Genomic DNA, 13,931 nt, shown 5'->3' on the forward strand with positions numbered 1-13,931 from the left:
GCTGTATACTCTTCCAGGAAACCACCTTTAAATTCGTCCTGTGAGGCGAAGAAGGGCTGCAAATGCAAGAGCGCGTCGTACTCGATTCGCCCGACATTGATCGGGCCCTAAAGCGCATTGCTCATGAAATTCTCGAAGCTAACGAAGGTCCTCAGGACCTGGTGCTTCTCGGCATCCCAACCCGCGGCAAGTACCTTGCGGAGAGAATCAGCTCTCTACTTGGTCAAATTGAACCCGATTATCAACCCAATTGCGGCGTTTTGGACATCACCATGTACCGAGATGATGCAACCAAAGCGGAGCGCAAGATTCAGACGACATCAATTCCAGAGTGTGGAATCACCGACAAGGTGGTCGTCCTAGTCGACGACGTGCTCTACTCGGGAAGAACTGTGCGAGCAGCGCTTGATGCCATAACTGACTTCGGACGGCCAAGACAGGTCAAACTCGCCGTGTTAGTTGACCGAGGCCACCGTGAACTTCCGATAAGGCCCGACTTTGTAGGGAAGAACTTGCCGACCGCTAAATCCGAGCGTGTCAGGGTCCTGCTTAGCCCAACCGACGGTCACGATCAGGTGGTGATTAGCTAATGAAAAACCTGACTTCGATCCGCGAGCTCACTAGAGACTCTGCAATCTCTCTTCTGGACAATGCGCAGCAGCTGTCTCAGGTAAATGATCGAGAGGTAAAGAAGCTCCCAGCCCTTAGGGGCAAAACAGTTGTGAACCTATTCTTTGAGAACAGCACCCGCACCCGCATCAGTTTTGAGGTTGCTGCAAAGAGACTGAGTGCGGACGTGATCAACTTCTCAGCCGATACATCCTCGGTTTCTAAGGGGGAGTCACTAAAGGACACCGCCCAGACACTCGAAGCCCTAGGAGCAGACGCGATTGTCATTAGGCATCCGCTATCAGGAGCGCCCAAGTTGCTTGCTGAGCAGAATTGGATTTCCGCCAGCGTAATCAACGCGGGGGATGGCTCTCATGAACACCCCACCCAAGCGTTACTCGACGCTCTGACTATTCGACAGGGCTTTGGCCTCACCCAGGACCTATCCGGACTCAAGGTCCTAATAGTTGGAGATATCCGCCACAGCAGAGTCGCAAGATCAAACATTCTGCTTCTGAAGCTATTGGGTGCAAGTGTCACGGTGGCGGGACCTCAGACCCTCATACCATTTGGCGTCGAAGAGATGGGCGCCATCGTAAGCAACTCTTTTGAAGAGACTCTGAGCAGCAAGCCTGATGTGGTGATGATGTTGCGCGTTCAAAAGGAGCGAATGCAGGGGGAGTTCTTTAGCTCAACCGAGGCCTATTCCAAAGCTTGGAGCCTCGAGGGTGATCGTTTGAACATGGTCGGCAAGAACTCCTTGATTCTTCATCCAGGACCTTTGAACAGAGGTTTCGAGATTTCATCTGAGGCTGCAGATGACCCAAGGTCTCAGGTTCTTCGCCAGGTTTCAAACGGCGTCGCGGTAAGAATGGCAGTGCTCTACCGCTGTCTGAGCGGGGAGCAGCTATGACATCTTTGATTCTGAAGAACCTCACTCTTCCAAACGGCTCTGGCGCTGACATTGAGATCGAGAACGGTCGCATCTCCCAAATCGGCTCTGTTTCGGGTTCGGGAATTGACTGCTCTGGGTTGCAAGCTCTTCCCGGTTTCGTTGATGTCCACACTCACCTGCGCGAGCCAGGATTTGAAGCGAGCGAGACAATCCTCAGTGGTAGCAGAAGCGCGGCTGCCGGCGGCTACACAGCTGTAATGGCGATGGCTAACACCAATCCAGTCACCGACAAAGCCGAGATCGCTGATTTCATTCTGGAATCGGGTGTAAAAGCAGGCTTTGTCGAGGTGCAACCAATTGGCGCTGTTACCAAGGGTCTTGCGGGAGTTGAACTATCGGACATCAAAGGTCTTTCTGAATCGCGCTCCAAGGTTCGAATGTTTAGTGATGACGGCGTATGTGTCTTCGATGAGGACCTGATGCGTAAGGCCCTAGTAGCTGTCAAGGCATTCAATGCTGTGATTGCACAGCACGCACAGGACCCGACCATGACTGTTGGTGCTCAGATGAACGCCGGAGCTCTCGCGACTGAATTGGGAATGGCTGGGTGGCCCGCCCAAGCAGAAGAAGCAATCATCAAGCGAGATGCAGAGTTGGCTGAGCAAACAGGATCACGACTTCACATCTGCCACCTCACTACCGCGGGTGCTGTTGAGGTGGTTCGCTGGGCTAAAGCTCGAGGTATAGACATCACCGCGGAAGTTACCCCGCATCACCTGCTGCTGACCGAGGAGCTGGTTCGAGGCTACGACTCTGTCTACAAAGTGAATCCTCCGCTTAGAAAACTTGAGGACACTCTGGCGCTACGTGAAGCGCTTCTTGATGGCACGATCGATGTGCTTGGAACGGACCATGCCCCGCACTCTCGAGAGAAGAAAGAGTGTGAGTGGCAGAACGCCGCCTTTGGAATGGTTGGTCTTGAGCACGCGGCATCCGTGTTGCAAGAGGTGCTGATCCAAGGTGGCGCAAGCTGGGAACGTTTCGCGCATGTCCTCAGCACCAGGCCCGCACAGATTGCGGGTCTTGAGAATCAAGGAACATTAAGCGTTGGTGCGGTTGCAAACATCGCCCTGATTGACCCGACTGTAAAGCGGGTTATTGAAAGCCAGACTAACTCGAAGAGCATAAACAACCCCTTCGCCGGTGTCACGCTGCCGGGACAGCTTGTTCACACCATTTTCCAGGGCAGATTTACTGTCAAAAACTCGGAACTCCAGGAGCAAGAATGACTCGCGAGCTGATTGGTTTTTTGGCTATCTCATTAGTAGCGGTGATTGCGATGAGTGTTTGGCTGAGTACCAGGAAAAAGCGAAGGATTCAAGAGCAGTCCATCTCTACGCCCTTGCCGGCAAATTCGCAGGGAGATTTCTCCGCCCTTTACGTATCTACCGTGTTTGAGCAGGCCCGCCTGGATCGAATCTGGGCCTATGGCTTAGGAATGCGGGGAAACGCCAAGCTTGCCGTGGATTCGGCAGGTGTATCGGTTGTCCGAGCCGGTGAGGAGAGCTTCCTGATTCCTCGTAAGGACCTGCATCTTCTTGAGGCTGCCACAGCGACTATCGACAAGGCGGTGGAGAAGTCAGGATTGACCGCTATCCACTGGTCACTTGGAGAGACAAGAGTCATCACGCACTTTAGATTCACCCAACCGCAAGAGCGCAAAGAGTTTGAGGAAAAGATTTTGCAATTGATTGGAGCGCAAATTGGATAAGGCCTATCTGGTTCTAGAAAATGGACTGATCTTCGAGGGGGAGAGCTGCGGCGCCAAAGGGCAAACCTTAGGCGAACTGGTCTTTGCGACCGGAATGACCGGCTACCAGGAGACGATTACCGACCCTTCCTACGCAGGTCAAATTGTTCTTCAAACAGCACCGCATATCGGAATAGTGGGGACCAACCAGCGTGATGAGGAATCAAGCCAGATCTGGGTTGCAGGTTACGTCGTTCGTGAACCCTCCAGGATGTCTAGTAATTTCCGTGCCGAGCGCGATCTAGTCCAAGACCTAGTCGAGCAGAACATCGTTGGAATCAGCAATGTAGACACCAGAGCAATCACACTGCAGATTCGCGACTCTGGAGCGATGCGCGCAGGAATCTTCTCCGGCGATGCGATAACCGGAGAGTCCGAGATGGTGGCGAGAGTTTCCGCGGCTCCGGAGATGAAGGGAGCGAGCTTTAGCAACCAGGTGACCACCAAGGAGATTTACTCGGTTCCTGCGATTGGAAACCGTATTGGCAAGGTTGCCATTTTGGATCTTGGAATCAAGCGCTCGACAATCGAGCACCTTGCAGAACGAGGTCTTGAGGTCGAGGTGCACCCAGCCGATTCCTCAGCGGATGAGATTCTGGCCGGTAAGCCGAATGCAGTTTTCTTCTCAAACGGACCGGGTGACCCTCAGGCCAGCGGCTCTCAGGTTGAGATGCTCAGGGAGGTGCTCAAGCGCGGTATTCCGTTCTTCGGCATCTGCTTCGGAAATCAGCTGCTAGGTAGAGCTCTTGGATTCGAGACTTACAAACTGGCCTTCGGACATCGCGGTATCAACCAGCCTGTAATGCGGGCCGAGACAGGGCGTGTCGAAGTAACCGCACACAACCACGGCTTTGCAGTGCGAGTGGATGGCGATGAACAAGACTCACCACAGGGCTTTGGGAAGGTCCGCGTAAGCCACCGGGGACTAAACGACCAGGTTGTCGAAGGCCTTGAGTGTGTCGACATTCCTGCATTCTCGGTTCAGTACCACCCGGAGTCAGCAGCTGGTCCACACGACAGCCACTACCTCTTCGACAAGTTTGTTCGAATGGTTGAGGAGAACCGCTAATGCCAAAGCGCAGCGATATTAAATCCGTATTGGTAATCGGTTCCGGCCCCATTGTCATCGGCCAGGCATGCGAGTTTGACTACTCGGGAACGCAAGCCTGCCGAGTGCTTCAAGAGGAGGGCATCAGGGTAATCCTGATCAACTCAAACCCAGCGACGATCATGACCGATCCAGACTTCGCTGACGCCACCTACATTGAGCCCATCACCCCAGAGGTTATCGAGGCAATCATTGAAAAGGAGAGGCCGGACGCAATCTTGCCTACCCTTGGTGGGCAGACCGCACTGAATGCCGCGATGGCTCTTCATGCCCGTGGTTCACTCGAGAAGTACGGCGTTGAACTAATTGGAGCAAACGTAGCTGCAATTAATGCCGGAGAAGACCGCCAGATTTTCAAACAACTCGTTCTTGATTGCGGCGCAGATGTTGCAAAGAGCGTTATAGCCCATACCATCGAAGAAGTTATCGATGGAGCGAACCAACTCGGTTACCCGGTAGTTGTTCGCCCGAGCTTCACAATGGGTGGCTTGGGTTCTGGTTTTGCCTATAACGAGACTGACCTAAGGCGTATCGCGGGAGCGGGCTTGCAAGCTTCGCCGACCACTGAGGTCCTTCTTGAGGAATCGATTCTTGGGTGGAAAGAGTATGAACTCGAGCTGATGCGTGACAGACACGACAACACGGTTGTGGTTTGTTCAATCGAGAACTTTGATCCGGTTGGCGTGCACACCGGGGACTCGATCACCGTCGCCCCGGCTATGACATTGACGGACCGTGAGTACCAAAGGCTTCGCGACATCTCGATTGATATCATCCGCGCGGTTGGAGTTGACACCGGAGGCTGCAACATTCAATTTGCGGTTGACCCGGTCGATGGTCGAATCATCGTCATCGAAATGAACCCTCGTGTATCAAGATCCTCAGCACTTGCTTCAAAGGCGACTGGTTTCCCGATCGCAAAAATTGCAGCGAAGCTTGCTATCGGCTACACCCTGGATGAAATTCCAAATGACATCACCGGAGTTACGCCGGCATCATTCGAGCCAACCCTGGACTACATCGTCGTGAAGGCCCCACGCTTTGCCTTTGAGAAGTTCCCAGCCGCTGACCCGACGCTCACCACCACCATGAAGAGTGTTGGTGAAGCGATGGCTATCGGTAGAACCTTCACCCAGGCTTTGCAAAAGGCTCTGAGATCTCTGGAAAAGCGCGGCAGCTCTTTCCACTGGGGACCGCAAGCCCATTCGGCAGCAGAGCTACTCGAGAAAATCAAGACCCCTACCGATGAACGTGTGGTTCAGCTGCAGCAGGCACTGCGACTAGGAGTATCACCGGAGCAGGCGTTCGAGGCCACCAAGATCGACCCTTGGTTTATCGACCAAATCGTTCTGATCAACGAGATCGCTGCTTGGCTAAAGGAACTCGATTCATTAGACAAAGATGCGCTAAAGCGTGCCAAACAGCACGGCTTCTCCGACATTCAAATCGGCCAGATTAGGGGACTAACCGAGAAGGAAGTTCGGGAATTTCGTTACAGCCTGGAGCTTAGGCCCGTGTTCAAAACAGTCGACACCTGTGCGGGGGAGTTCCCTGCCCTTACTCCTTACCACTACAGCTCATACGAGCAAATGACTGAGGTGATGCCTTCGGATCGGCAAAAGATAGTGATCATCGGCAGTGGTCCAAACCGCATCGGTCAGGGTGTTGAGTTTGACTACAGCTGCGTTCACGCCGCTTTTGCGCTTCGTGATGCGGGTTACGAGACCATCATGATCAACTGCAACCCTGAAACCGTCTCGACCGATTACGACACCTCAGATCGGCTTTACTTCGAACCTCTCACTCTCGAGGATGTTCTCGAAGTAATTCACGCTGAGTCTCAGTCCGGAGAGCTACTTGGGGTCATGGTTCAACTGGGTGGACAGACAGCCTTGGGTCTTGCAAAGGGACTCAAGTCCTACGGCATACCAATCCTTGGAACGACCCCTGAGTCAATCGATCAGGCTGAAGAGCGCGGCCAGTTCCAGCAAATCCTTGATGCTGCCGGACTGCGTTCACCTGCCAATGGCATTGCAACTAACTTGGAAGAGGCAGTCGTTGTCGCGAACCGCATTGGTTATCCAGTACTGGTACGACCATCATTTGTGCTGGGTGGTCGCGGCATGGAAATCGTCTACGACGAGAAGACTCTGCAAGGTTACTTTGACCGAATCGCCAACCATGCCCTTGTAGATGCCGAGCACCCGTTGTTGGTCGACCGTTTCCTCGATGATGCAATCGAGATTGACATCGATGCCATCTTCGATGGCGAGCAGCTCTTTGTCGGTGGAGTTATGGAACACATCGAAGAGGCCGGTATCCACTCTGGTGACTCGAGCTGTACCCTGCCACCGATTACCCTGAGTGAAACCCAGATTGACCGAGTTGCCAAAGCGACCGAGGAGATTGCAAGGGGGCTTCAGGTAAGAGGCCTCATCAATGTCCAATTCGCTCTCGCATCAGATGTGCTTTATGTACTTGAAGCCAACCCACGCGCATCCCGAACTGTGCCGTTTGTGTCAAAAGCCCTGGGCATAACCTTGGCGAAGGCCGCCTCTTTGGTGATGGCAGGTTGGAGCATCAAGAAGTTGGTCGCCGAGGGTCACCTGCCGGCTCAGGACGGAAAGCACCTACCGGTGGGGACTCCGATTTCAGTGAAGGAAGCGGTGCTTCCATTCAAGCGTTTTGCTACCAAGGATGGTCGATTTGTTGATTCGCTGTTGGGTCCAGAAATGCGCTCAACCGGTGAGGTGATGGGAATCGATGTTGACTTCCCAACTGCTTTCGCAAAGAGCCAAGCAGGAGCTGGTTCAGCTCTTCCACTCAGCGGCACGGTTTTCGTATCCGTTGCAGACCGAGACAAGCCGCAGTTGCTTCTGCCTGTGAGGCGTCTCTCCCAACTTGGTTACCGAATCTTGGCCACCGAGGGAACCGCAAAGATGCTCGGAAGACACGGAATCGTCGCGGAAGCAGTGATCAAGCACTCTAAGGCTTCGGCTGGGCAGCGCTCAATCGTGGACATGATCACTGCCGGTGAGGTTGATGTAGTGGTCAATACGCCTAGCGGCGCCGATGCTCGCATCGATGGCTATGAGATTAGAGCGGCTACAACCGCGGCCGATAAGCCAATCTTCACAACCGCGGCTCAGCTAAGCGCGGCAATCGGGTCCTTCGAAGTTATCCGCGAAGGTAAATTCAAGGTCAAGCCACTGCAAGAATATGCGCGTGAGCGAAAGGCAATGATCAGTGGCTAAGTTTTCTCTCAGGCTTGCAGAGGCAATGGCGGCTCACTCTGCCATTTGCATTGGCATCGACCCGTCGGAGAGCGAGCTGGACAACTGGGAGCTCCCCGATTCTGCTGCTGGAGCTCGAGAGTACGGTCTGCGAATCATCGATAGCGCTCAAGGGCGTTTGGGGATCGTAAAGCCTCAGGTCGGCTTCTTTGAGAGATTCGGATCGCTTGGCTATCAGACCCTTGAAGAGATTATTCGTGAGGCTAAGGACGCAGGATTACTTGTTATAGCGGACGCCAAGCGCGGTGATATTGGCTCCACAATGCTGGGTTATGCATCGGCTTGGTTTGGTGATGATTCGCCATTGCGATCTGATGCTCTGACGGTCAGTGGTTATCTTGGTCCGGAATCACTTCGGGAGACTTTGAACTATGCCCAGGATGTTGAGGGGGGACTTTTCGTCCTTGCCGCAACCTCCAATCCTGAGGCAGCGAAGTTACAGCAGGCGCTAATAGGAGACCACACAGTTTCACGCACAGTGATTGACTCCGCTAGAGAGATTGGTCAGGGGGAGATGGGTGTTGTTATTGGAGCTACTCAGAACCTGTTGGACTTTGGCATCGACTTCCTCACCGAACAGGACATAGCAATCCCGATCTTGGCACCAGGTTTCGGCGCTCAAGGGGCAAAACTTGAGGACGTGAAATCAATCTTTGGTGCATCGGCGTCCCGAGTTATAGCGACAATGTCTAGAGAGCTAACAAAGAACGGCCCGGAGCAGTTAGGTCAGCTAATCGATAAAGCAAAGGCAAAACTATGAGCCTTGTTGTATTGGCTGGGCCTGCTGGAGTCGGCAAGGGCTCAATTGTGAAATGGATTCTGGAGAATTACCCAGATTTCATGCTCTCAGTTTCATCCACCACACGCGAACCTAGAGCCGGTGAAGTAGATGGTGTGCACTACAACTTCGTTTCCACTGCGGCTTTTGAGACACTCATTGCCGAGGGGCAAATGCTCGAGTGGGCTCAGGTGCACGGCAAGCACCTATACGGCACTCCGCTGAATGAATTGACTCGAGCAGCGGCGCTAGATAAGCACTTGCTGCTTGAGATAGACCTTCAGGGTGCTCGCCAGGTAAGTGAGAAGATTCCTGGCGCTCTAATGATCTTTATCAACCCGCCTAGTTTTCAGGAGCTCGAACGACGTCTGAGATCAAGAGGAACAGAGACAGAAGAGCAAATACAAACTAGACTTACAACAGCCCGCACGGAACTTGCAGCTGCGGGGGAGTTTGACCACCAACTAACCAATTTGGACCTAGAGGCTTGCGCCCGTCAGGTCGTAGAATTGGTTCACGAAGCTGAAAGAGGATCATGAAAGACAAGCTTGAGGGAATTGTTTACCCACCAATCGACGAGTTGCTGGGCAAGGTTGGCTCAAACTACGAGCTTGTAATCTTCGCTTCCAAGCGTGCTCGACAGATCAACGAGTACTACAGCGCCCTGCACGAGGGAAGCCTGTTCAACTACGTAGGACCTCTTGTTGACTCCTCGATTGATGACAAGCCACTTAGCATCGCGCTTCGCGAGGCTTACGAGGGCAAGCTCATCAAGAAGTCCGCTAACTAATTTTCTAACATGCGCATTCTGCTTGGCATTACTGGCGGAATCGCTGCATACAAGGCTGCCGGACTTATCCGGGGCCTAAGTGAACTGGGTCACCAGGTCACAGTCGTTCCAACTGAAAATGCGCTCCGTTTTATCGGCAAACCAACCCTTGAATCTCTAAGTGGCCACGCCATTGAGACCGACATGTATCAAGATGTCGCTCAAGTCAGGCACGTAGAGCTTGGGCAACAGGCAGATCTGATTCTTATTGCCCCTGCTACGGCATCCTTTATCGCAAGATACGCAGCGGGTATCGCTGATGATTTGATGTTGAATGCAATTTTGGCATCTAAGGCCCCGGTGATTGTTTGCCCAGCCATGCACACAGAAATGTGGCAGAACGAAGCTACCCAAGCAAACGTTGCAACTCTTGAGTCCAGGGGAGTAAAAGTCATGGAGCCTGGCACAGGTCGGCTAACCGGAGATGACTCTGGACCTGGAAGACTGCCAGAGACTCAGGACATCATCGCCTTTGCGCTTCAGGACCTCGCACTAAAAGGTAGGCGTGTAATAGTCACGGCCGGAGGCACCAGAGAGCCGATTGACGCCGTGCGATACATCGGTAACTCATCCTCGGGACGAATGGGCATTGAAATTGCCAAAGCTGCGCGAGATGCCGGAGCATTGGTTCACCTGATTGCCGCAAACATTGATCTTGCTCTTCCCAAGGGTATCGAGGTGACTCGTGTGGGCAGCGTGGACGAGCTTGAACTAGCCATGGACCTGGAATGCGACATCATGATCATGGCGGCAGCTGTTTCCGACTTCAGGGTTGAGAATCCTCACCTTGGCAAGCTCAAGCGTTCTAACGGCCTGAACCTTGAACTGACGCCTACCAAGGACTTGATTGCGAACTACGCGGCTAATCACCCGAACACCATCCACGTCGCTTTTGCGCTGGCGGAAGAGACTCAAGAGCGATTGATTGAAATCGCACGTGGCAAACTCTGGGACAAGTCGGTAACCGCAGTGATTGGAAACTCCTTTGAAGCCCTTGGTAACCAAGAGACGCTTGTCCAATTCGTCACCAAAGATGACGCGGTTGAACTAAGCGGAACCAAAGCGCAAGTCAGCGCATCGATTATTGAGTTAGTCGCTGGGCTAACCCAGTAACCAGCGATTAGACTTTTTGCCATGACGCTACGCACATTTACCTCGGAATCCGTGACCGAAGGTCACCCGGACAAGATTTGTGATCAAATCTCCGACACCATTCTTGATGCCATGCTCGAGCAGGATCCAGATGCCCGGGTAGCAGTTGAGACCTTAGTCACCACTGGCCTGGTTCATGTCGCTGGCGAGGTGACCACTAGTGGGTACGTCGACATTCCCCAGCTCGTCAGGCAGAAGCTGGTAGACATCGGCTACAACTCGTCGCAAATTGGCTTTGATGGCAACAGTTGCGGCGTTTCGGTCTCGATTGGCGCTCAATCTTCTGACATCGCCTTCGGTGTTGATTCCGCACTCGAATCCAGAGCGGGGTCTTCAGACGAAAACAGCCAGCTGGGTGCCGGAGATCAGGGCATGATGTTTGGCTACGCCACCAACGAGACAAAAGTCTTGATGCCAACACCGATTCTGCTCTCCCATAGAATCGCCGAACGCCTTAGCACCTTGCGTCGTGAACTGAACAACGGATTGATTCGTCCCGACGGTAAGGCGCAAGTATCGGTCAACTACGACGGCAACACCCCAGTGTCTATCGACACAGTCGTACTTTCAACTCAGCATCACCCAGACATCTCTCAAGACGATCTAGCTAACCTCGTGCTTGAGCAGGTGATTCAACCAATTCTTAGGGAATCAGGACTTGAAAGCTCTGAAGCCAAATTCTTCATCAACCCTTCGGGCCGTTTTGTTATCGGTGGACCCCAGGGAGATGCGGGCCTAACCGGTCGCAAAATCATGGTTGACACCTATGGCGGTATTGCTCGCCACGGCGGCGGAGCCTTTAGCGGCAAAGACCCTTCGAAGGTTGATCGTTCTGCTGCTTACGCGATGCGCTGGGTTGCAAAGAACATTGTCGCCGCTGGCCTGGCAGACAAAGCAGAGATTCAGGTTGCGTATGCGATTGGCGTTGCAAAACCGGTAGCAGTTTTCGTTGAGACTTTTGGCACCGAGAAGGTAGATACCCAGGCAATTGAACGCGCGGTGCACAACGTTTTCGACCTTAGGCCTGCCGCCATCATCCGCGAACTTGACCTCAAGCGAGCAATCTACGCAAAGACCGCCACCTATGGACACTTCGGTCGTGAACTTCCCGACTTCACTTGGGAGCGAACCGATCGTGCCGATGCGCTCCGCGAGGCAGCAGGTCGCTAGATGGCCAACTACGCGCGCGTAGTTGTTGAGTCGGACCTGCTCCAACTTGATAGAGAGTTTGATTTCCTCGTTCCCAAAAACCTCGCGGATACTGTGCAGATTGGTCAGCGGGTTAGATTCCAGCTGGGTAGAACCAAGAAGCTTGCCTCTGGGTTTATCGCATCACTGCCAACGGAGAGTTCGTTTGCCACATCTGAACTTGTTGAGATTGTCGACTCTGAACCTGTTGTGACGCAAGAGATCTTCAGGCTTTCTAGGCAGGTGGCGAATCGGCAGGCAGTAGCGCTCGGGGAAATTCTGCAGCAGGCGGTAGTCGAACACATGCCGAGGATTCCAAAGCCGCTTTATGAACCAACCCCGGAGACTTTGGTAGATGTTCCTAGCCTTCCAGGAATCCCTTCACTGCCAAGTAGGTCAGCGATACTTACCTCAGCCAGATCGCTAACACATGAGGGTATGCGCTATCCGGACTGGTGTTGGCTGTTTCTCCGCGCGGCTGTGGAAGCAATTCAGGCTGGCAAATCTGCGCTCCTGATAGTTCCGGAGCGGGATCAAATTAATCAGCTCGCCGCGTTATTTAGCAGCATGGGTATGCAGAATCTAATCTCAACTTGGCTACCGGGGGCAAAGAAGTCCGAGAGATTCACAAACTTCCACCGAGCTCTTATTCAAGAGAAATCGATAGTCATCGGTAGCCGCTCTGCGATTTATGCGCCGGTTAGAAACTTGGGAGTCATTGCCCTTTTTGACGACGGTGATGATTCGCTTCGTGAGCAGGGGTCTCCATACACGCATGCCAGAGAAATAGCCCTAATGAGGGCGACTGACGATGTGAAATTGCTCTTCGCCGCTAACTATCGCTCACTCGAGATTCAGCGCTTAGTGGAGATTGGCTATCTGAAAGACATGGAGATGAAGCTGCCACCAGCTCGCATTTCATACTCACCCCCGGCACAGCGCTTGGATGCGGCCAGCTTCAAACTAATGAGAGAGGCCTTAGAAGTCGGACCGGTTCTGGTCTTGATACCTCGTAAAGGTAACTCGGCGACTGTTTACTGCGCCGGTTGTGACCAGCGCTTGGTATGCAACAACTGCAAGGGTCCCATTTGGGAAAATGAAAAAGGCGAGTATCGCTGTCGAGTCTGTCAGGGCATTAGCCACAGCTGTGCAGCCTGTGGTTCAAATAAGTTACGCAGGGGTAGAACTGGTAGCACCAGAACCGCTGCGGAATTTGGCAAGGCATTTCCGGGGATAACCATTTCGGAGTTCACATCAGACACAAAGCCAACAGCAATCAAGAAGTCCAAGCACCTGATACTCGCAACCCCAGGCTCGGCTCCGAGGGTGCAGCTTGGTTATGCAGCCCTTTTGATTCTGGACTCGGATGTCTGGCTGGCTATGCCTCAACTCAGATCAGAACAGACGGCAGTTAGAGACTGGATGGAAGCGATTGAACTACTCTCAGACACTGGTCGTGCTCACATAGCGGGTGTCGATCAGGATCTAGGTCAAGCTCTCTCGCTTGGCCAACATAGAGCGCTAGCAGCTAGCGCTTTTAGAGAGGTAAATTCACTGTCGCTTCCACCGGCCGCAAGAATCGCGACACTTGAGGGAATCCCGGACACTATTACCCAAGCGCTTGATGTGGCCAATAAGGCAGGTGCAACTGTCCTGCGCAGCAACCTTTCAGACAGCGCATCTGCTCTTATACGCTTTAGCTACAGCCAGGGAGCTGAAGTATCAGCTAGCCTCAAGGCACTAGCGCTGAAAACAAATGCTCGATTGGTCGGTGCTAACAAGCGAAGAGGGCTCAAGATCGTCATGGATGACCCGAGCGCGCTGTAGGTGATGTGAGAATGAAAATAATCTTTGCTGGAACGCCAGAGAACTCTGCTCTGGCTCTGGACCTGGTCTCAAAAACCCACGAGGTTGTTTTGGTGATCACTCGTCCAGATGCCGAAGTAGGCAGAAAACGAATACTTACCCCTTCGCCGGTAGCTCGTATGGCCAAAGAATTAGGTCTTCCTGTAATGAAGACCAACAGGATCAGGGAAGAAGAGCTAGCCAAAATCAAGGCGGCAGGGGTCGAGCTTGCTCTGGTTGTTGCCTTTGGCAGCTTGATACCGCAGGCTGCCCTGGATGCATTGCCCTGGTGGAACATCCACTTCAGCCTGTTGCCAAAGTGGCGGGGAGCCTCTCCATTGCAGCAGTCCATCCTCTCTGGGGGGATAGGTGCTGGCGTAACTCTTTTTGAACTCGATGCTGGTATGGATACTGGCCCAATCAT

General features: G+C 53.2%; 13 protein-coding genes. All 13 read left to right on the forward strand.

From position 1 onward, the window contains the following. The first annotated feature begins 62 nt into the window (after nucleotides 1–62). Nucleotides 63–590, forward strand: coding sequence for a bifunctional pyr operon transcriptional regulator/uracil phosphoribosyltransferase PyrR (pyrR, locus tag AC128V_RS01825; RefSeq protein ID WP_482762978.1), 528 nt, complete (start codon nucleotides 63–65; stop codon nucleotides 588–590). Next, on the forward strand, nucleotides 590–1,522 hold the full coding sequence (locus AC128V_RS01830) for an aspartate carbamoyltransferase catalytic subunit (RefSeq protein WP_482762979.1): 933 nt from the start codon (nucleotides 590–592) through the stop codon (nucleotides 1,520–1,522). The genes pyrR and AC128V_RS01830 overlap by 1 nt, the downstream gene beginning before the upstream one ends. Continuing rightward, entirely contained in the window at nucleotides 1,519–2,793 is a 1,275-nt protein-coding gene (locus AC128V_RS01835) for a dihydroorotase (RefSeq protein WP_482762980.1), read from the forward strand. Before AC128V_RS01830 ends, AC128V_RS01835 begins: the two co-directional genes overlap by 4 nt. Beyond that, on the forward strand, nucleotides 2,790–3,275 hold the full coding sequence (locus AC128V_RS01840; protein ID WP_482762981.1) for a PH-like domain-containing protein: 486 nt from the start codon (nucleotides 2,790–2,792) through the stop codon (nucleotides 3,273–3,275). The genes AC128V_RS01835 and AC128V_RS01840 overlap by 4 nt, the downstream gene beginning before the upstream one ends. Further along, complete coding sequence (gene carA / locus AC128V_RS01845) at nucleotides 3,256–4,383, forward strand: glutamine-hydrolyzing carbamoyl-phosphate synthase small subunit (RefSeq protein WP_482762982.1); 1,128 nt, start codon at nucleotides 3,256–3,258, stop codon at nucleotides 4,381–4,383. Before AC128V_RS01840 ends, carA begins: the two co-directional genes overlap by 20 nt. Beyond that, nucleotides 4,383–7,676 (forward strand): carbamoyl-phosphate synthase large subunit, encoded by a 3,294-nt coding sequence (gene carB, locus AC128V_RS01850; RefSeq protein ID WP_482762983.1) that lies wholly within the window; start codon nucleotides 4,383–4,385, stop codon nucleotides 7,674–7,676. The genes carA and carB overlap by 1 nt, the downstream gene beginning before the upstream one ends. Then, nucleotides 7,669–8,475, forward strand: coding sequence for an orotidine-5'-phosphate decarboxylase (gene pyrF, locus AC128V_RS01855; protein WP_482762984.1), 807 nt, complete (start codon nucleotides 7,669–7,671; stop codon nucleotides 8,473–8,475). Before carB ends, pyrF begins: the two co-directional genes overlap by 8 nt. Then, nucleotides 8,472–9,032 carry a guanylate kinase gene (gene gmk, locus AC128V_RS01860; protein WP_482762985.1) on the forward strand — a complete coding sequence of 187 codons (561 nt, stop codon included), beginning with the start codon at nucleotides 8,472–8,474 and terminating at the stop codon, nucleotides 9,030–9,032. Before pyrF ends, gmk begins: the two co-directional genes overlap by 4 nt. Further along, a complete protein-coding gene (gene rpoZ, locus AC128V_RS01865; protein WP_482762986.1) occupies nucleotides 9,029–9,283 on the forward strand; it encodes a DNA-directed RNA polymerase subunit omega in 255 nt (84 codons plus the stop codon). The genes gmk and rpoZ overlap by 4 nt, the downstream gene beginning before the upstream one ends. A gap of 9 nt (nucleotides 9,284–9,292) precedes the next feature. Then, the gene (gene coaBC / locus AC128V_RS01870; RefSeq protein WP_482762987.1) at nucleotides 9,293–10,435 is read left to right on the forward strand and encodes a bifunctional phosphopantothenoylcysteine decarboxylase/phosphopantothenate--cysteine ligase CoaBC; all 1,143 of its coding nucleotides are present in this window, start codon (nucleotides 9,293–9,295) and stop codon (nucleotides 10,433–10,435) included. 21 nt (nucleotides 10,436–10,456) lie between these two features. Continuing rightward, nucleotides 10,457–11,644: a methionine adenosyltransferase gene (metK, locus tag AC128V_RS01875; RefSeq protein WP_482762988.1), complete on the forward strand. Its 1,188-nt coding sequence runs from the start codon at nucleotides 10,457–10,459 to the stop codon at nucleotides 11,642–11,644. Then, a complete protein-coding gene (locus AC128V_RS01880) occupies nucleotides 11,645–13,489 on the forward strand; it encodes a primosomal protein N' family DNA-binding protein (RefSeq protein WP_482762989.1) in 1,845 nt (614 codons plus the stop codon). A gap of 11 nt (nucleotides 13,490–13,500) precedes the next feature. After that, the coding region (locus AC128V_RS01885; RefSeq protein ID WP_482762990.1) for a methionyl-tRNA formyltransferase at nucleotides 13,501–13,931 on the forward strand (431 nt) is incomplete at its 3' end.

Source organism: Aquiluna sp. (assembly GCF_965064355.1).